Source organism: Luteithermobacter gelatinilyticus (assembly GCF_005849285.1).
Lineage (GTDB): Bacteria > Pseudomonadota > Alphaproteobacteria > Sphingomonadales > Emcibacteraceae > Luteithermobacter > Luteithermobacter gelatinilyticus.
Map to the genome: position 1 here is coordinate 2,926,865 of NZ_CP040517.1, position 19,260 is coordinate 2,946,124.

Sequence of the window (19,260 nt, forward strand, 5' to 3'; positions counted from 1 at the left end):
TCCTCATCCGGGGTTAATTCTGGCGCCAGCCGGCGAGCAGTTTTTCCGCCTCTTCGCGTCCCTCAAAATCTTGACCCGACTGCAACGCTTCCCGGAGCGGACGGAGAGCTTCGGCGCGCCGGCCCAGTTTGTCGAGGGTTACTGCCAGATGATATTTGATTTCCGGATTGCCATATTCTAGCGCCAGGGACTTCCGCAACAGCGGCAACGCCACCTCGGGCCGGCCCCGACGGGTTTCGATCCACGCCAGCGTGTCCAGAATCGTGACATCTTCCGGTCGCAGTTCCTGCGCCCGGCGAGCATATTCCACGGCCTTTTCTTCATTTCCCAGAAGGAACTGCACATTGGCGGCATTATTCAGAACGGCGGGCATATCGGGGAACCGCTTGAGCAGCGTTTCATAATGAACCACGGCTTTTTCAAGCTGCCCATCCAGCTTATAAGCCGTCCCGAGCGTAAGGCCCAGGGGCAGATCCTGGGGATATTTTTCCGTCCATTTTTCCAGCAGAGCAATGGCCCGCGGCAGGCGGTCGCTGTCCCGATACACTTTGAACAGACCCAGGACCGCCAGGGGATTATCCCCGATCGTCATGGCCTTTTTATAGGAGGCTTCGGCCTTGTCCAGATCCCGCAGCGCATAATACAGATTCCCTTCGAGAATATCCGCCGCCGGCGATCCCGATGTGATTTTGCGCAAGGATTTGAGCAGTTCCAGACCATTAAGCCGGTCCCGTTCTTCAATGGCGATATTGATTAGGGCGATATAGGCCTCCCGCAGCTCAGGGTCCCAGGCGATAGCCTTGCGAAAGGCAGACGCCGCGCCCTTGCGGTCATTGGTCCGCAATTGCGCCGCGCCCAGCGCCATCAGCGCCTCCCCCCGATTGATGGCATATTCCACCGCCATTTTATAGGATTTAATGGCCGCCACCGGATCATTGGCCTGCATATAAAGGCGTCCCAAAAGATCATAGACGTCCTTGTCTTCGGGGAACCGGATGGTGAAGGACTGCGCCACCTCAATGGCTTTGTCCAGCTCCTCCACAGCCGCATAGCCCTCAGCGAGCTTGGCCAGTGTGGCAAATGTCTCCCCATCCAGGGAATAGGCCTTTTTATACCAGAACAGCGCTTCTTCGGGCTGACCGGCCTTGGTGAACAGGTCTCCCAGTTCCGTCATCAGCACCACGGACTCGGGATGCCTGCCCAGTTGCCCCTTAATCCGGTCAATGGCCTTGCGGACGTCCCCGGCAATCAAATCCATCCGCGCCAGATGAATATGAGCGGAGATATTTTCCGGATCAAGTTCCAGCGCTTTCTCAAAACTTTGCCGCGCCAGGTCATGCTGCCCGTCTAGCCCCACAGCCACAGCGTGAAGCTGATGCAGGAACGAACTGTCCGGATCCTGTTTTTTCAGCTCTTCCACGATGGCAATGGCTTTTTTATGGTCTCCGGCCTTCTGATAGGCCTGGGCCAGCAGCAACTTGATCCGGGTTGAATCCAGATTATGCTGTTCCGCCTTGATCAGATTCTGAATGGCTTCGGAAATGGACCCGGCCGCCATTTTCCCCCGCGCCAGATTGGTCAGGCCCTGGGCCGAGGTGGGCAGCAACGAAACTACCCGTTCAAAATAATAATTGGCTTTGCGTACATTGCCCATTTCCAGATAAGCCATGCCCAGAAGCGTAAGAATGGTGGGGTTGTCCGGCTGTTCCCGATAGGCATCCACAAGGACAAGGCTTGCCGCCATCGGGTCCCCGGCCTGCAATTCCAATGCCCCCAGAACCCGGCGGGCGCCAATGTCGTTTTTCTCCAGTTTCAAATATTCCTGCAAAAACTCCCGGGCCTCATCAAGGTTCCCAAACTGGAAATTCGTCAGTCCCGCCAGATAATAATAGGACGGGTTGTTTTTCATGATCTCTTCGGGAACGGCCCGCAGGGTATTAATCACTTCATCCATTTTCTCCCGCGATTCCCCCAAATCCCCTGTGGCGGCCGCAATCACCGCCTTCAGATATTTGGCCCGCGGTTCGCGGGGAATTCTTTCCAGAATATAATCCACATCCTCTTCGGCTTTTTCGTATTCCCTGAGATCCACATACAGAGCCGCCCGGGTCAGGCGTGCCGCCAGATGATCCGTCGCCAAAGCCAAAGCTTCATTAATGGCGGTCAACGCTTCCCGGGGAAACCCCTGCATTTTGTATATCTGGGATTTCATAAGCCAGGCATTGGGCAAAGGGGTCAGGCCTTGCAGGGCCTGATCAATATACGCCATGGCCGCCCCATATTGTTTTCGGGTGGCGGCCACCTGGGCGCGCCCCAGCATGGCGTTCTGATGATCGGGGTTAAGCTCCAGGGCCCTGGCAAAGCTGCGGTCCGCATTGGCCAGTTTGCGTTGTCCCAGATACGCCTGCCCACGCAGAAAAGCGATTTGTGTTTCGATCAGCCGGCCGCGATTGCCAGGGCGGATGGTCTCCAGCACCTTGTCATATTTGTTTTGCAGAATGTAGGATTCGCCGAACAACACCGCCAGGCGATCCGCATCCGCGCCAAGAGAGCGGGCGAAGTTGAGTTCGATTTCCGCCGCCGCCCCGTCCCCGCGGGCAATCAGCGCCTCGGCCATCAGAAGCCGCGACGCCAAATGATCGGGGTCGGCTTTCAAAGCATTACGCAAATGAATGATGGTGGCCTCGATATCCCGTTGATGGAAACTGGTCAGGGCTTTTTCATAGGCGCTATTGGCGTCAGCGCCCAAGGCCGGAAAAGGGGTCATCCCCCCGCCCAGACACAGCGCGATCACAAGAATCCCTGTCCTCAGCAAAGACTGCGGCCCCCGAGCCCGCACCACGGCTCTTTGGGAGCCGTCAAAGGTTGTGCTGTTGTCCCGGTCCCTGTCCGGGCCGCACAAAAGACGAAACCCTGTGTCTATCTTCCAGCGGATCTGTTCAAAACTTTTTTGATATCTCATGCCGTCCGTGTCTTTGATTATTAAAGATTTATTTAGAGCTCTGCCCCTAAACAATGTAAAACCATATATTACTGCAACAGAGTTATGAATAAGAAAGGTTACAATTTCTCTAAAATACGGTTTTCACACAGAGAGGGGCGAGTTCCCAAAGACGATCGGTTCTGCCAAATATGGCGTGACCCATAAGACGTGTGCCCTAAGACAAAAGCGGGCAGGAAGCGCGCCTGTATCATTTTAAGACATTGCCAGACATGCTGTCGGGAATCTTTACACAATACTGAAGCGCCTCCATAACTAATTTTATTAACGTACTGACTCTATTGCATTTTATATATTGGCACATTAATTGCTTTACAAGTTCAGAGACTAACGAAAGACGTATATTGCGACATTTTAAAAAGAACAGGTTGGGTAAAATGAGAATAGTGAAACTGTTAGGTCTTGCCGCCGGGCTGAGCCTCGCCATCGTTTCATCGGCATTCGCCATTGATTACGATATTACCGACAATTACATCGGCAAAGGGGATAGCCGGGATGTCATCGGGGGCTACAGATATGATGTTTACGGCATGACCGTGGACAGAAGCGACAGCGGTGTCATGACCGTGCGCATTTACACCAAATTTGTGGATCATGTGGGGACCTATGAGTACGGGGACCTGCTGATGACCACCTCCGGCTGGAATCCGTATGGTTCCGCTCCGTATTACGGTGACGACTTTCAAAGAACCGGCACCACTTGGGAATATGCCTATGACCTGAATGGCGCCCGGGACACACAGGGCAGTTTTGTCGACCACAACTCCGCCGAATTGGTGCAGATGCAATATCCTTCCTGGTCAGGATCCTATGAATATGGCAGCGAACGTTATGATGGTCATAGCGTGAATGACCATATTTATCGGGTCAATGACCGCTACACCACATCGCTTGGCGGCGGCAGCGTCGAAGCCAATACGGCCGACAATTATCTGGAATTTATTTTTGATGTCAGCGGCACGTCCCTGGCGACGGCAAACCAGATCGCCTTCCACTGGACCATGAGCTGTGCCAATGACATTATCGAAGGCGTGAAACATTTCAACGGCACCACCGTGTCGGAACCGGCCGTGATGTCTCTGCTGCTGGCCGGTGTAGCGGGCCTGTTATATCGTCGCCGGCGTCTCCGGTTGTACTGAAACCCACCTGATTTCCTAAAAGATTTACCCAGCTATAAAAACGGCTCCCCCACGGAGCCGTTTTTTATTCAGATAAGAAAAGCGCCCGGGAAAGGGGGCAAAAGGAAACAGAATAAGGGGAAACGAGGCTATCCAAGGGGACGCACCCGTCGCCCTCAGCCTTTATTCCTTTTCCAGATGACGCTTTAGATACAAATATTCCAGCGCCCGCATGGTGGCTTCCTGCTCGTGATTGGCATCGCCCTTATGTCCCCCTTCGATATTCTCATAATAATAATAGTCATGGCCCAGAAGCCCCATCTTGGCGGCCATCTTGCGGGCATGCCCCGGATGCACCCGGTCGTCCTTGGTCGAGGTGAAGAAATAAACCTTTGGATAGTCCACATCGGCGCGCAAATTCTGGAATGGTGAATATTCCTTGATAAACGCCCAATGTTCCGGATTGTCCGGATTGCCATATTCCGCCATCCAGCTGGCCCCGGCCAGAAGCTTATTGTAGCGCTTCATATCCAGAAGCGGCACCCCGCAGACGATGGCGTTAAACAGGTCCGGCCGTTGGGTAAAGGCCACACCCATCAGCAAACCGCCATTGCTGCGTCCGATGGCGCCATAATGACGCGGAGAACTGAGCCCGCTTTTCTGCACCGCCTCGGCCACGGCGAAAAAATCGTCATAGGCCCGTTGGCGGTTTTCCAGCAGCGCCGCCTCATGCCAGCGCGGCCCATATTCACCACCGCCGCGGATATTGGCGATGACATAGGCGCCGCCCTTTTCCAGCCATAACTTGCCCATCAGCGGGCGGTAATGCGGCAAAATGGAAATCTCGAACCCGCCATAGCCATATTGCAGCACCGGCGTGGTGCCGTCCATCGGGCTGTCGTTGTGATAGACCAGGAAATAGGGAATGCGGGTGCCATCCCGGCTTGTTGCAAATTTCTTTTCCACCTTGAGGCCTGTGCTATCAAACCGAGGTGGCAGGGATTGCACCAGTTTCTGGTCCCCCTTGACAAAATCAGCCCAATACAGGCTGTCAGGGGTCAAAAGACCATCGCGGCTGAGCAACAGATCATTGCTGCGCGGATCCGCGGACATCAGACTGATCACATCCCCGTCCCCGAACGCTAGCGAACGGCCTGTCCAGGCCCCGTTCACCAGACGAAATTCCCTGAGCCGGCTGGACACATGTTCCAGCCCCTGCACATAAACCGCATCCCGGGTGGTGACCACCCTTTCAATGGTGCCCTCAAGCCCCGGGTCAAAGACCTGGTGAAGGTGGTCAATCTGGCCTTTTTCCATAAAGGCCGCCAGATCAAAACTGATCAGGCTGCCGGCACGATGGCCCTGCCAGTCTTCTTTCAGGGTGACAAGCACCTGCCCTTCGAACATGCCCGACAGATCGGATTTTGGCGGCAGGGGCAACTGTTTCAACCCACCCGTGTCATCCACCACATAGTAGGTAAAACGATAAAAGTCATGACCGCGCATAATAAAATTGGCGCCGCCTTCGGGCCGATCGAAACTGACCGGAAAGACAAAGGTTTCCTCAACCGCCATCTCCAGCAGGGGATCTGCGGCCGTCATCGGGGTACCCCGCTGCCAGCGTTTGAGGATACGGGCATAGCCGGACGTATTCAGACTCCCCTCGCCCCAGTCCGTGGCAACCAGAAGCGTGTTTTCATCCTGCCAGCCGACCGAGGATTTGGCCAGCGGCACATAAAATCCGTCTTTGACAAAATCCTTTGTGGGAATATCAAACTCCCGATACACCGCGGCATCCGTTCCCCCGGGCGAGAGAGACAAAATGCAGCGTTCAAAGGCCGGCGCCAGACAGTCAGCCCCCTTGAAGATCCAGTTCTTCCCCTCCCGCCGGGCCAGATCATCCACATCCAGAAGCACCTCCCACTCCGGAGCGCCGGCCTTGTAGGTTTCGATCGGCGCGCGCCGCCAGATGCCACGGACATGGCTTTCATCCTGCCAGAAATTATAGACATACCCCCCGCGCAGCCGGCCGGCAGCGATCCGGTCCGGAGCGGTAAGAATGGCCAGGGCCTCCTGTTTATATTGGTCAAAGCGCGGATCTTTGGTGAGCTCCTCAAGGGTGCTGCGATTCTGTTCGCGCACCCAGTCAAGGGCCTTCTCCCCTTCGATATCTTCCAACCATAACAGGTCCTCATCCTGCACCTGTCGGGGTTTATCCGCCATATCCGCCGCCCCTGCCGACACCGACAGGGTCGTGCCCATCACCGTCATCCATGCGCCCGCCATTGCGGAAAAATTCACCCATCTGCCGAAGGTCATGTGTCACACTCCCTGTTTATGGCCCCAATCCCGGTCATGGGCAGGGCTGTTGGTCAACGCAAAAAAGGAGTCTACCTATTTTCGGAAAACGCCCCAAGACATATTTCACAGGCTCGGGAAAGGATAAAACGATCCCCTGTTATAACCCTGTTTTCCAGATAATTATGCCGTTCTTTTGCAATAAGATGGCCCTTAGAGTGAATTGAGCCACCCTATTCACAATTCACTCTAACGCTTCCAAAGAACTAGGCTTTCCGGAAAACAAGAGCTGCGGAATTGATGCAGTAGCGCAGGCCCGTCGGCGGCGGCCCGTCCGGGAACACATGACCCAGATGGGCCTCACAACGCACACAAATTACCTCGTCGCGGATCATGCCGTGACTGGTATCCCGTCGTAGGGCCACCGAGGAGTCCGAGACCGGTTCATAATAACTGGGCCAGCCGCTGCCCGACTCATATTTGGCTTCGGAACTGAACAGCGGCGCCGCGCAGCAAACACAGTGATAAATGCCCGCCTCCTTGTGATTCCAGTATTTGTTCATAAAGGGGCGTTCCGTATCTCCCTGGCGGGTCACCCGATATTGCTCTTCCTCAAGCTGCTCCCGCCATTCCTGGTCCGTTTTGCTGATTTTATCGCTCATGAGACACCCCTTTGCCGATTGTGGTCCTGTTTCAGCGCATCTTACTTCAGAATATCTTGCCGGGATTAAGAATATTATGCGGATCCAGCGCCCGTTTCAGGGTTTTCATCACCTCCACCGCCGCCGTGCCATGTTCTTTCACCAGAAACGCCTTTTTACCGAGGCCAATGCCATGTTCACCGGTGCATGTGCCGCCCAGGCGCAGCGCCCGTTCCACCAGACGGGCATTCAGCTTTTCCACCCGGTCTATTTCATCCGGGTCGGTTTTGTCATAGGCCAGGATCAAATGGAAATTACCATCGCCCACATGGCCCACCAGCGGCGCCGTAAGCCGCTCCCGCTCAATATCTTCACGGGTGTGCAGAATACATTCGGTGAGTTTTGAGACCGGCACACACACGTCAGTGGTCAGAAAATCCCGCCCCGGAAAATAGGTGCGAACCGCGTAGAAGGCATCGTGGCGGGCCTTCCACAACCGTTTGCGGTCCTCAGGGCGGCTTGACCACCGGAAATCACCACCCCCTTGGCCAAGTGCGATTTCTTCGACCATTTCCGCCTGTTCCCGAACGCTGGCAGCGCTGCCGTGAAATTCCATGAACAGGGTTGGCTTTTCAGCATAGTCCAGATCCGCATACTGGTTGAGGATCATCATCTGCACCTCGTCCAATAATTCGATCCGGGCGATGGGGATGCCCATCCGGATGACGTCCACCACGCTTTCCACCGCCTGCTGCAAGCTGTCAAAGGCACAGACGGCGGCGGAAATGGCCTCGGGAATACCCTGTAGTCTGAGGGTCAGTTCGGTAATGATACCCAGTGTCCCTTCGGAGCCAATCATGAGCCGGGTCAGGTCATACCCTGCAGCGGATTTGCGGGCCCGGCCCCCGGTCTTGATCACCCGGCCATCGGCCAGCACAACCTTGAGGGAGAGCACATTGTCCCGCATGGTGCCGTAGCGCACCGCATTGGTGCCCGATGCCCGGGTTGCGGCCATGCCGCCGAGAGTGGCATCGGCCCCGGGGTCAATGGGGAAAAACAGCCCCTGATCCCGCAAATGGTGATTGAGCTGTTCCCGAGTCACGCCGGCCTCGACAGTTACGTCCATATCCTGCGCCTCCAGCCGCACAATACGGTTCATACCGTTCATATCCAGGCACACCCCGCCCTGCGAGGCCAGAAAATGCCCTTCCAGCGCCGTGCCGGCACCAAAAGCGATCACCGGCACCTGTGCGCCATGACACAGACGCAGAAGGTGGCTCACTTCCTCCGTATTCTGGACAAAGGCCACGGCGTCCGGCGGCGGGCTTTTAAGATGTGTCAGGCCCGTGCCGTGATGTTCACGCACCGCTGCCGCCAGCGACAATCGCTCGCCCAGCAATTTTTTCAGGTCAGGCAGGATGTGCTCCATATTGGGGTTTCGGCTCATAAGCCTACCATACTCCAGGATGCCGGACGTGACCAGCCCGACAGGGAGCAAGCACAGGAAAAAACGCCGCAGGGCTTTTCAAGACCGGCCTTTTGAGGCAATGTTTGAAAACGCCGAACAGGGAGGAAACATGTCCTATCGTCTTGTACAGATCCGCGTCACAGACAGTGCCGGCGATCTGGCCCATAAAATCGGCCGGATCAAACCGGTCAGCGACAGCTGGCCGTTGGGCAATGAAGGGACGAGTTATGCGCTCCTGGTGCGCACCCAGGACGTACAGACAGTTACCGACCGGCTGCGGGATATTTTCCCGCCCAGCCAGATTCGCCGAATCGTTGTTCTGCCGGTGGAGGCGGTCATGCCCCTGCCGCAGGTGGACAAGGGCCTGCCGCCACTCCAGGAAGGAGACTCCGCCCCGGAAGAGGACAAGAAAACCCCGCCTAAAAAACCGCGTCCCTTTGCCGGGATCAGCCGCGAAGAACTTTACGCCGACATTTCCCGTGGGGCGGAAATCAGCAACAGTTATCTTCTTCTGGTGATCTTTTCCACCATCGTCGCCAGTATCGGTCTGCTTGAAAACAATGTGGCTGTGGTGATCGGTGCGATGGTCATCGCTCCCTTGCTGGGGCCCAATCTGGCGCTGGCATTGTCCACGGCGCTGGGCGATCTGAAACTGATGAAACGTGCCATCCGTACCATGTTGACGGGGTTTGGTCTGGCGCTCGCCCTCAGCATCGCCGTGGGCTATCTCTGGCCCTATGAGCTTGACAGTCCGGAACTGATGAGCCGCACCGATGTGGGGTTTGACAGCATTGCGCTCGCGTTGGTCTCGGGGGCGGCGGCCGTCTTGTCACTGGCCAGCGGCATTTCCAGCGTACTGGTAGGGGTGATGGTGGCCGTGGCGCTGCTGCCGCCCGGTGCAACCATGGGCATTATGATCGGCGCCGGCGAGCTGGATTTGGCGCTCGGGGCCGGATTGCTGCTGGCAGTAAACATTGTTTGCGTCAATCTGGCGGCCAAACTGGTGTTCTATTTCAAAGGGGTGCGGCCCCGGGAATGGTACGAACAGCAGAAAGCCCGCCGGGCCATGCGGTTTTATATTATTTTCTGGGTCATCACGCTTGGCATTCTGGCGGCCACGATCCTAAACCGCTCGGTAACGGATCTGACGTCCCCGTGACCCGACGGCAACAGAATTGAGCCAACCTATTCACAATTCACTCTAGGCGCCCCGAAACGGCCAGACCACAGGCGTAATAAACCCCCGGTGAACTTCCCGATAGCTTTGCCCCCAGGTTTCACCCTGACAGTCTTCCGGCAGGAGGGCCGCCACCAGAAGCGGACTTTTGGTAAGGCAAAAATGTTTTTCCAGACGGCGGAAGAGCTCATCAGGGGTTAGAATATCCACCTCTCTGGCGCTTTGGCCGGTAGAAAGCCAGTGCGGTTTTTTCAGAATGGTCCAGTATTCGGCGGTATGGAGAATTTCCTGTGCCCGATCCAGCGGACACCACCAGCCCTTAAGATGCGCCGGGGCGATCACGTCAGGCCAGGAAAATGCGGCCCGGCTCCAGCGATCATAAGGGTAAAACAACATACCCTTGACCAGGTGACAGGGCACCACCTCCCCATATCCCAGTTGGGCGAGACAATCTTTTCCAGCCGACGTCTGTGAAAGTTTCAGCTGTTTCTGGAACATCTTGTCCAGTTTCAGCGACAGCCGGTCGTGACAGTTGGGACCGAACCAGTTTTCCGCCCGGGAAAGATCTCCGCTGCCCAGATAAAATTTTATGGCCACTTCCAGATGGCAGGCCAGGTCGTGGCGGCGAAACAGGAAATCGAATTCGCCAATGGTGTTTCTGCCGTCGCTGACCTGAACATTGCGGACCAGGTCTGAAATCTGCCGGTCTCCTGTCAACGCAAAGGCCAACAGGTTTTCAAAATACTGCCCCAGAAGAGGACGGGCGTGAGCGGGGATAAACGACACAAGATCATCTGCGCCTGCCGCATTTAGCGGACGCCAGGTGACCTGGTAACAGCCGCGCACCAGATCGGGGCACTCCATCAACCATTGATAGTCCCAGGCCAGAAACGATTTTTTGATCATGGCGGCCATTTTTATCCTCTTCACATAAAAGACTCTTCTTCACAGAACATTAGCTGTAGAATAGCCTCAGTCCGGCGGCAAGGCGGACACAACATAACATCACACCATAACACACCAAAAATATAAGGAGAAAAATCCATGAATCTGATCGGGTTTTTGCTGATTGGCATACTTGCCGGGTTTCTGGCCGGAAAAATCATGAAGGGCGGAGGGTTCGGCCTATTGGGTAATCTGATACTGGGCATTGTCGGCGCGTTTCTGGGCGGCGGTGTTTTGGGGCTTCTGGGGATAAGTTTCGGCGGAATGATCGGCAGTCTGGTAACCGCCGTGATTGGGGCCGTGCTGCTGCTGTGGGTCGTTGGCATGGTCAAAAAAGCCTGACATAGATCCAGGCGATACTGTAAAACCAGTAAGAGGAAAAAGTAGGGGCTCCCCTTCTTTTTTTGAGCGTTTTTCTTGTCTGGCGACACAGCTGCCGTATAGAGTTAACGCTATTGAATGAATTGTGATGAAGAGAAAAACAGGGGAGTATCCATGGACTATCGACGTCTCGGCTGCACTGACCTAAACGTTTCTCAGGTCTGTCTTGGCACCATGACCTGGGGAGAACAGAACAGCGAGGACGACGCTTTCGCGCAACTGGATTACGCCCTGGATCAGGGAGTCAATTTCATTGATACAGCAGAGCTGTATCCGGTGCCGCGGCGGGGCGACACCCAGGGACGCACGGAAACCTATATCGGCAACTGGCTGGCCCGGCGGGGCGGACGTGACCGCCTCATTCTCGCCACCAAGGTCACGGGTCGTTCCCAGGACGCCTGGTTTCGTCCCTTTGCCAACATGACAAGGCTCAACCGGGAACAGATCACCTATGCCCTGGAACAAAGCCTGCGCCGCCTAAAAACCGATTATGTGGATCTGTATCAGCTGCACTGGCCGGACCGGCCGCTGAATTTGTTCGGCGACTCCAAGGGATATCGCCACATCCCGGAGAAAGATGTGGTGCCCCTTGAAGAAACGCTGGCCGTATTGGACGATCTGGTCCGCGAAGGCAAGATCCGATATGTGGGACTCTCCAATGAAACCCCGTGGGGGGTAATGTCATGCCTGCATCATGCAGAAGTCCGTGGCCTGCCGCGCGTACATTCCGTCCAGAACGCCTATAATCTGCTCAATCGGCTGTATGAACAGGGCCTGGCCGAAATTTCCCTGCGCGAAGAGGTCTCCTGCCTGCCCTATTCCCCGCTGGGTGGCGGGTGTTTGAGCGGTAAATATCTGGACGGTGCCCTGCCCCAGGGCAGCCGGCGGCAGTTGTTCCCGGACTTTACCTGCCGTTATCAGAAGGAAAATGTGGATGAGGCCATCAGGGCCTATCGGGACCTGGCCGCCCAACATGGCCTGAGCCTGGTGCAACTGGCCCTGAAATTCGTTGACAGCCGCCCCTTCGTAGCCGCCAGCATTATCGGCGCCACCACGCTGGATCAGCTCCGCGAAGACATTGCCGCCTTCAGAACCAAATGGACCGATGAGCTGGAACAGGGGGTAGAGCACATTCACCGGCGTTATCCCGACCCCGCCCCGTAACCGGGACGGACGGGCCCGTCAATATTCCGCGCCGGCGTCTTCCAGAAGACGGACAATATCCCGACGCCGTTGTTCCCGGGCATGCATCAGCGCCGTACGCCCCGAATAATCCTCCAGCGTCAGATCAGCCCCGGCCTCGACCATCAAACGGACAATATCCCGGGCATTGGCCCGGATGGCTTTGATCAGCGCCGTCTCCCCGTTCCGGTCCGCCAGATCCACATCCGCCTGGTACTCCAGCAGCAGGCTGGCGGAACGTTTGTCCCGTTGTCGGGCCGCCACCATCAGGGGGGTTTCGCCGGTTTCCCGAAGATCCAGATCGGGGTTGGCGCCGTTTTTCAACAGATATCCGACCAGCGGCGCATCCTTGTTGCTGACCGCGATATAAAGCGGCGTGGTCCCGTCATCCAGATCCCGGGTATTGATATTCACCCCGCGTTGCAGCAATATCTTGATCTGGCGGTAATCCTGCTCCCGGACCGCCTTAAGAAATTCATAAGAGTCGGAAAATGCCAGCGCCGAGGATAATGGCACCGCCACAGTGCCGATGGCCACCAATATCAAAACTTTCATCGCTGTGAACAATTTGCCCGACATTCCTTACTCCAGTTTTTAATCTCTTGTTCCTGATCGCAGAGGCTCTATATTTAGGGGATTCCAACAAAAAAGCAAACGGACCCATGGCAAAAAACTCAAAAGCTTCTTCATCCGCCGCCGCCCGACGCTTCCCCCGCGGCGTGTTTCTGGGATTTGCAGCGCTGGCCGCTGTGGCGGTGCTATTGATCACCTGGCTGGGCGAGGCTCCCCAGAACAGAAGTGCCCGTGAAAATGCAAAAGCCCTGATCGGCGGCCCCTTCACCCTTGTCACCCACAAGGGCGAGACGGTCACCGAACAGACCTACAAAGGCAAATATATGCTGATTTATTTCGGCTACACCTTCTGCCCGGATGTCTGCCCCACCGAACTTCAGGCCATGACCTCGGCGTTGGACCTGGTGCCGGAAAACGTGCGCCAAAAAATCGCCCCGCTGTTCATCACCGTGGATCCCGAACGGGACACAGTGGAGATCATGGCCCAGTATGTCCCCCTGTTTCATGAGGCGTTGACCGGTCTGACCGGCAGCCGGGAACAGGTTGATGCCGTGAAAAAGGCCTATCGGGTCTATGCGGTCAAAACCGAAGAAACCGATGCCTCAGAGTATCTGGTGGATCATACATCACTGATTTATCTGATGGATAAAAACGGCGACTATCTCAGCCATTTCAGTTATGGCACCCCGGCGGACCAGATTGCCGCCAGACTTGCCAAACTGGTCAGGTAAAGGACCGACCAGATGGGAAATATCGCCGTCACGCCTTTCTGGAAAACCACCCCCCTCGAAAAGATGACCCGCGAGGAATGGGAATCGCTCTGTGACGGCTGCGGACAATGCTGCCTGCATAAACTCCAGGACGAGGACACGGACGAAATCGCCTATACCAATGTGGCCTGCCGGCTTCTGGACCTGCATAGCTGCCGCTGCCGCAACTACGATATACGCAAACTTCTGGTACCGGATTGCGTGGTGCTTAGTCCCGATCAGGTGGCGGCATTTTCCTGGTTGCCTACCACCTGTGCCTATCGGCTGATTGCGGAAGGCCGGGACCTGTATCCCTGGCATCCACTCATTTCCGGAAACCCGGACAGCGTGCATGAGGCCGGCATCTCCGTACGCGGCAAGGCGATTTCCGAACGGGACGCCGGCGAGCTGGAAGACCATGTGGTCGAGAAACCTTTGACGGCGGGAGAAGTCTCATAATCCGCCGACGCAAGACCCTTGACACCACAGCAGGGCATCTGTCCGATCCACAGGTGCCGCTGATGGTTCGCCGCCATCCCCGCGCCCGGCGCATGAAATTGCGTTTCGATCCCCACCAGGCGGCCGCGATCGTCACGGTACCGTCGCACCTGCCGGCAGGCAGCGCCCATGACCTCGCCCATGCTTTCGCCAGCGAACACCGTGCCTGGCTCAGGGCGGAAATGGCCCGTTATCCCGCCGAAAACCTGGTCCGCCCCGGCGGCTTTATCGCCTTTCGGGGTCATGACCACAAACTGCTGCACCGGGCCGACCTGCCGGGCGGGGTTCACCACTCAGAGGGCAGAATTCATGTGGGCGGACCGATCCACGGGTTTGAAAAACGTTTGGAACTTTGGCTCAGGAAAGAAGCGCGGCACAGTCTGGAAGCACAGGCCCGCAGCCACGCGGAACGGTTGGAGGTAAGGTTTCGGCGGTTGCGTATTACCGACACCAAAAGCCGTTGGGGAAGCTGTTCCGGACGGGGGGTATTGTCCTTTTCCTGGCGGTTGGTGATGGCGCCGGAGCGGGTGCTGGATTATGTGGCCGCTCATGAGGTGGCGCATCTGAAAGAAATGAACCACAGTGCCGCATTCTGGGCACTGGTGGACAGGCTTGTCCCCCATGCCAAAACTTCCCGCGCCTGGCTTAGGCAGCATGGCCCCGCTCTTATGGCGTTGCGGTTTGATCCCCACCCCAATTGCCCCCCCTTGCAGAGTCCGGATTAGGTCTAACCGTCTGAGTCTATCGGGGCCAGAAGAATCAGTGTTTCACTGATCATCACCGGCCGTTCCTGCCCCTGTCGTTCCATCACCATCCCGAAATGCCCCAGAAGGGTTCCGTCCCGCCGTTTTTCCAGCTTGTCCAGGCTCATCCGCCCCCGTACCAGTGACCCCACGGGCACAGGCGAGGTAAAGCGTACCTTGTTGACCCCGTAATTCAGCCCATAGCGCAGGCCGGAAATCTCGATGATTTCTTCAAAAAACTGGGGTACCAGAGACAGGATCAGATAGCCATGCGCAATGGTCTTGCCCCCCGGCATTTCGGTTCTGGCCCGTTCCACATCCACATGAATCCACTGAAAGTCCCCGGTCGCCTCGGCAAATTTGTTGATCCGGCTCTGGTTGATTTCCATCCAGCTAGACACCCCCAGCTCCCGGCCCACATAATTTTCAATATTCGCCATATCCACTTTCAAAGCACACATTATCCTGTTCCTGTCGGTTAGGGGCTAAGTTATCAACGTGACTTGGGCCGATTTCATCATAATTCACTCTTGTCGGGCGGCGGCCCGTCCGGTGACGGTTTGTTTCGGGGCCGCACATCAGGAGTGGTCAACGTTGCATCATTACGCCCCAGACTAACCCGGATCATGAAATTTTTCCAGATCCGCGCCGGGGTGCCGCCGCCGGTGACGCCGGCGGTGGGCGTCGCCTGATCATTGCCCACCCAGATGCCGTTGATCATATTTTTGGCATATCCAACAAACAGTGCATCCTTGTAATCCTGGGTCGTCCCTGTTTTCCCCGCCACGGGAAAACCCAGCCGGGCGGCACGGGCGGTGCCGTTTTCCACCACGCGGGACAGCATCTGCTGCATGGTGGCGGCCACCTCTTCCGATAAGAGCCGCCGGGGCGGGCCCGGCATATGGCGATACAGGATCTGGCCGGTACTGTTCTGAATTTCCACAATGCCATAAGGATTGACCTCATAACCGCCATTACCCACCACCGCATAGGCGGCGGTCAGCTCCAACAGCGATACTTCGGAGGTTCCCAGCGCCAGACTTGGCTCCTCCACCAGCGGCGAGCTCAAGCCAAGCCGGCGCGCCATGGCGGCCACGGTACGGCGATTGACCTTTTCCGCCAGTTTGACGGCCACCGTATTGATGGACTGCTCAAACGCTTCTGCCAAGGTGACCTCGCCCCGGTACGTGCCCGAATAGTTTTTCGGCTCCCAGCCGCCAAGACTGACCGGACTGTCCCGCAATACAGTTTCGGGGCCAAAGCCCCGTTCCAGCGCCGCCAGATAGACAAACAGCTTGAACGCGCTGCCCGGCTGGCGGCGGGCCTGGGTCACGCGGTTAAACTGGCTTTCGGCATAATCACGCCCCCCCACCATGGCGCGGATGGCCCCATCCATATCCATGGACACTAGCGCCGCCTGCTCCGCTTTCAGCACTGGCCCGTCCCGGTCCATAACCTGTTGCAAAGCACCAGTGGCCATGGCCTGAATTTCGGAAACCAGTGTGGTATAGACCACAATCGGCTCCTCCACCGGTCCGATCAGATCGGGCAGCTGTTCCACCACCCAGTCGGTGAAATAGCGCACATTGTTGCTCACCACCTGCTCCGCCAGCGTCACATTGGCTTCTTTGGCAGCGGCGGCCGTCGCCGGTTGAATAAAACCGGCCTCCACCATGTTATCCAGAACTTCTTCGGTGCGCCGATAGGCCCGCTCCACATCCCTGAGCGGCGAATAAAGCGCCGGCCCTTTCAGCATCCCCACCAGCATGGCCGCCTCGGTCAGGGTCAGGTTCCGCCCGTCATGGCCAAAGATGGTTCGCGCCGCCGCATCCAGCCCGTAAGCGCCACCGCCGTAATAGACCCGGTTGATATACAGGGTCAGGATTTCCTGTTTGGAAAAATTCATTTCCAGCCAGAAAGACAACATCATTTCCTGGACTTTACGTTTTACGGTCCGCTCAGGGGACAGAAACAGATTTTTGGCCAGCTGCTGGGTAATGGTGCTGCCGCCTTCCACCACATCGCCGCGCTGAATATTACGTACCAGCGCCCGCGCCACCCCGCGCAGATCCAATCCCACGTGACTGAAAAACCGCCGGTCTTCCGTCGCGATCAGGGCCTGAATGTAGGGGATGGGCACCTCGTCATATTCCAGCCATTCCCCATAGACGTTGCCATAACTGGCCAGGCGTTCGCCCTGACGATCCATCACCATGATCGTGGCGCGCCCGGGTTTCTGGGCTATTTTTGAAACATCCGGAAGGTCAAGGGCAAAATAAATAACCACAGGCACCATGATCACCAGCGCCCAGATGAAAAGCGCAGACAGAATATAAAGGGTCTTTGCAAATCGCCCCCGGGGCAGGGCTTGCCGATCCCGGGGCGCACGCTGCGCCTTACGGGACGCGCTGTGTTTCTGTTTGCCTGTTCGGCCCTTTTGCGAAGGGGAAGACTGTCGTGCCATTACGGTTCCGTTATTATTCGCCCCAAATTTCTTGGCCCATAAAATAGGTGAAGCTTTCCTGGGGGACAACCGGCAAATCATCGAAAATCACTGTGATTTTTCCTTGCGCCCCCTGTTCTCTGACGCGTCCTCTCCCCTTTCAAGCGAATCATTGCGCCCCGCCGATACCTTGGCCCGCCAGTTTCATGAGCCTGCTTCATATAACAGAAGGCACAAAAATGACTGTTTGAAGGCCAGCCCCAAAATATTGCTTCAGAAAAACTCATAAAACAGCAATTTAAATTTTATTTTCCGGCTGGCCTGTTTTTTTCTTTTACATATTCGAATGTCTTGATATTAGGGATTTCTGAAATACATATTATTTTCGTAAATATGCATTGAAAACACGAATTTATTTCATGGAATTAACTCCATGGTTGAGTATATTTTACCGCTAACTCGACATTTGCTGGCCGGAAACAGCAAAAAACTCGAGGCTTTCATGGTAGAGCGGGGATTTGCCCGGGTGCAGGTGGTCCCGTCTCCGCTTCATACCCTGTTGCCCTGTGCCAAACTGCGCTATACCTACCATTATTGGGAAACACTGCGAAGCCACGAACCCCTGCCTTCCCGGAAACAGATTGATCCGCGTCGTCTCGGCATCGCTTTGGGAAATATTTGTCTATTGGAAGCGGTCAATCTGGGGCGGGACATGAAATACCGGCTTTATGGCAGCAACATTGCCTATCATGCCGGTCATGATCTGCAGGGGATGACACTGAGGGAAATTCCCCGGCACTTTCCACGCAAAGATTTTTCCGATCTTCCGTTTCATCTGGCTCTCTTTCAGGCCTGCCTGATTGAAAAGAGGCCCTATTTCAGCGAATATATGACCACCTCTGCCCAACGGCGAACCCCCAGAATCTGGAGCCGTCTCAGCCTTCCTCTGGCCAATAACCGCGGCGAGGTGACAATGATATTGCATTGCATCAGTCCACGACCCACCGAACAGCCCGCCGCCCGGGTCCCGTCCGATATGAAAATGGTTGTCTGATCTTCCTGCCTGCCACATCAGCTCGACTTCCCTCCGCGCGGCACTTCACTTTGGCCCATGAGATGGAGCACCACCCCCTTGCCCTCTTTCACGCGGGCAGCACCCCCCTTGACAAAAGTTTCATATGTAACTATAAAGTTTCAATTGAAACTTTTGCCCTGAGAGGACAAAGCCATGAAAATCGAACAAATTCATCATGTGGCCTATCGCTGCAAGGACGCTAAAGAAACCGTTGAATGGTACCAGAAACATCTGAATATGGATTTTCTGCTGGCCATTTCCGAAGATCACGTGCCCTCCACCAAGGAGCCGGACCCTTATATGCATGTTTTCCTGGATGCCGGAAACGGGAATATCCTGGCCTTTTTTGAGTTGCCCAACTCGCCAGAAATGGACCGGGACCGAAACACACCGGAATGGGTGCAGCATATCGCCTTCCGGGTCAAAGATATGGATACTCTGCTTCAAGCCAAAAAAGATCTGGAAGACGCCGGTATCGAGGTCGTAGGGCCAACCAATCACGAAATCATCCAGTCCATCTATTTTTTCGATCCCAATGGCCATCGCATTGAACTGACCACCGTGACCGCCACGGAGGAAATGCTTCAGGAGCTCAAGCGGCTGGGTCCGGAGATGCTGGAAGAATGGTCCCGCACGCGCAAGGCCGTCAAACACGCCGCTTGGCTTCATGAAAAGGAATTCCGGAAGCCCTGAGCAGACTTTCACGGGAAGAACTCTCTCTGAAGAGAGGCTTTGTTAAGCCTCTCCGAACAGGAGAACGCAGCCCTTTTATGGGGCATCGGCGTCCTTGCCTGCTGGAGTGAATTGTGAAGAGGTTGGCTCAATTCACTCTAAGCACCATCCCCCCATAACCCCCGTGGATCGCCAGATCATAAATGATAAATGGCGGCGTAGCCGATGCGACAATCCATAGGGCTTCATCCCGCCTGGCTATTTCGTCATGCCGGACACGCGTAAGCGCGATCCGG

General features: G+C 56.0%; 17 protein-coding genes. 9 read left to right on the top strand and 8 right to left on the bottom strand.

Annotation, left to right across the window (positions count from 1 at the left end; genetic code table 11):
• Window positions 1–13: 13 nt before the first annotated feature.
• Window positions 14–2,962, bottom strand: a complete 2,949-nt coding sequence (prsT, locus tag FE788_RS13170) for an XrtA/PEP-CTERM system TPR-repeat protein PrsT (RefSeq protein WP_138381076.1) — start codon at window positions 2,960–2,962, stop codon at window positions 14–16.
• 416 nt (window positions 2,963–3,378) lie between these two features.
• On the opposite strand from prsT, the gene FE788_RS13175 reads away from it, so the two are divergent.
• Complete coding sequence (locus FE788_RS13175) at window positions 3,379–4,140, top strand: hypothetical protein (RefSeq protein WP_138381077.1); 762 nt, start codon at window positions 3,379–3,381, stop codon at window positions 4,138–4,140.
• Window positions 4,141–4,302: 162 nt separating this feature from the next.
• On the opposite strand, the gene FE788_RS13180 is transcribed toward FE788_RS13175, so the two are convergent.
• The 3 genes from FE788_RS13180 to FE788_RS13190 form a co-directional block, all read right to left on the bottom strand.
• Window positions 4,303–6,438, bottom strand: coding sequence for a prolyl oligopeptidase family serine peptidase (locus tag FE788_RS13180; RefSeq protein ID WP_138381078.1), 2,136 nt, complete (start codon window positions 6,436–6,438; stop codon window positions 4,303–4,305).
• 245 nt (window positions 6,439–6,683) lie between these two features.
• A complete protein-coding gene (gene msrB / locus FE788_RS13185) occupies window positions 6,684–7,079 on the bottom strand; it encodes a peptide-methionine (R)-S-oxide reductase MsrB (RefSeq protein ID WP_138381079.1) in 396 nt (131 codons plus the stop codon).
• A gap of 46 nt (window positions 7,080–7,125) precedes the next feature.
• Window positions 7,126–8,505: an FAD-binding oxidoreductase gene (locus tag FE788_RS13190; protein ID WP_138381080.1), complete on the bottom strand. Its 1,380-nt coding sequence runs from the start codon at window positions 8,503–8,505 to the stop codon at window positions 7,126–7,128.
• A 130-nt stretch (window positions 8,506–8,635) separates the two neighbouring features.
• On the opposite strand from FE788_RS13190, the gene FE788_RS13195 reads away from it, so the two are divergent.
• Window positions 8,636–9,685 (top strand): TIGR00341 family protein, encoded by a 1,050-nt coding sequence (locus FE788_RS13195; RefSeq protein ID WP_210413995.1) that lies wholly within the window; start codon window positions 8,636–8,638, stop codon window positions 9,683–9,685.
• Window positions 9,686–9,727: 42 nt separating this feature from the next.
• On the opposite strand, the gene FE788_RS13200 is transcribed toward FE788_RS13195, so the two are convergent.
• Window positions 9,728–10,633 carry a DUF1853 family protein gene (locus FE788_RS13200; protein WP_138381081.1) on the bottom strand — a complete coding sequence of 302 codons (906 nt, stop codon included), beginning with the start codon at window positions 10,631–10,633 and terminating at the stop codon, window positions 9,728–9,730.
• 114 nt (window positions 10,634–10,747) lie between these two features.
• Between FE788_RS13200 and FE788_RS13205 the strand changes: the two genes are divergently transcribed.
• Together FE788_RS13205 and FE788_RS13210 are read left to right on the top strand one after the other, a co-directional pair.
• The gene (locus FE788_RS13205; protein ID WP_138381082.1) at window positions 10,748–10,990 is read left to right on the top strand and encodes a GlsB/YeaQ/YmgE family stress response membrane protein; all 243 of its coding nucleotides are present in this window, start codon (window positions 10,748–10,750) and stop codon (window positions 10,988–10,990) included.
• 153 nt (window positions 10,991–11,143) lie between these two features.
• Complete coding sequence (locus FE788_RS13210; protein WP_138381083.1) at window positions 11,144–12,193, top strand: aldo/keto reductase; 1,050 nt, start codon at window positions 11,144–11,146, stop codon at window positions 12,191–12,193.
• Window positions 12,194–12,211: 18 nt separating this feature from the next.
• On the opposite strand, the gene FE788_RS13215 is transcribed toward FE788_RS13210, so the two are convergent.
• The gene (locus FE788_RS13215) at window positions 12,212–12,790 is read right to left on the bottom strand and encodes an ankyrin repeat domain-containing protein (protein WP_138381084.1); all 579 of its coding nucleotides are present in this window, start codon (window positions 12,788–12,790) and stop codon (window positions 12,212–12,214) included.
• An 83-nt stretch (window positions 12,791–12,873) separates the two neighbouring features.
• Here FE788_RS13215 and FE788_RS13220 point away from each other — a divergent pair, with 83 nt between their 5' ends.
• The 3 genes from FE788_RS13220 to FE788_RS13230 all read left to right on the top strand — a co-directional run bounded on the left by FE788_RS13220 (window position 12,874) and on the right by FE788_RS13230 (window position 14,756).
• Window positions 12,874–13,515: an SCO family protein gene (locus FE788_RS13220; protein ID WP_138381085.1), complete on the top strand. Its 642-nt coding sequence runs from the start codon at window positions 12,874–12,876 to the stop codon at window positions 13,513–13,515.
• A gap of 12 nt (window positions 13,516–13,527) precedes the next feature.
• Window positions 13,528–13,992, top strand: coding sequence for a YcgN family cysteine cluster protein (locus FE788_RS13225; RefSeq protein ID WP_138381086.1), 465 nt, complete (start codon window positions 13,528–13,530; stop codon window positions 13,990–13,992).
• 62 nt (window positions 13,993–14,054) lie between these two features.
• Window positions 14,055–14,756, top strand: a complete 702-nt coding sequence (locus FE788_RS13230) for a M48 family metallopeptidase (RefSeq protein WP_138381087.1) — start codon at window positions 14,055–14,057, stop codon at window positions 14,754–14,756.
• 2 nt (window positions 14,757–14,758) lie between these two features.
• On the opposite strand, the gene FE788_RS13235 is transcribed toward FE788_RS13230, so the two are convergent.
• Together FE788_RS13235 and FE788_RS13240 are read right to left on the bottom strand one after the other, a co-directional pair.
• A complete protein-coding gene (locus FE788_RS13235) occupies window positions 14,759–15,235 on the bottom strand; it encodes a MaoC family dehydratase (RefSeq protein WP_210413997.1) in 477 nt (158 codons plus the stop codon).
• A 56-nt stretch (window positions 15,236–15,291) separates the two neighbouring features.
• Window positions 15,292–17,238, bottom strand: coding sequence for a transglycosylase domain-containing protein (locus FE788_RS13240; protein WP_168190429.1), 1,947 nt, complete (start codon window positions 17,236–17,238; stop codon window positions 15,292–15,294).
• 412 nt (window positions 17,239–17,650) lie between these two features.
• Here FE788_RS13240 and FE788_RS13245 point away from each other — a divergent pair, with 412 nt between their 5' ends.
• Entirely contained in the window at window positions 17,651–18,271 is a 621-nt protein-coding gene (locus FE788_RS13245) for a PAS domain-containing protein (RefSeq protein ID WP_138381089.1), read from the top strand.
• A 174-nt stretch (window positions 18,272–18,445) separates the two neighbouring features.
• Entirely contained in the window at window positions 18,446–18,985 is a 540-nt protein-coding gene (locus tag FE788_RS13250; RefSeq protein WP_138381090.1) for a VOC family protein, read from the top strand.
• Window positions 18,986–19,260 lie beyond the last annotated feature (275 nt).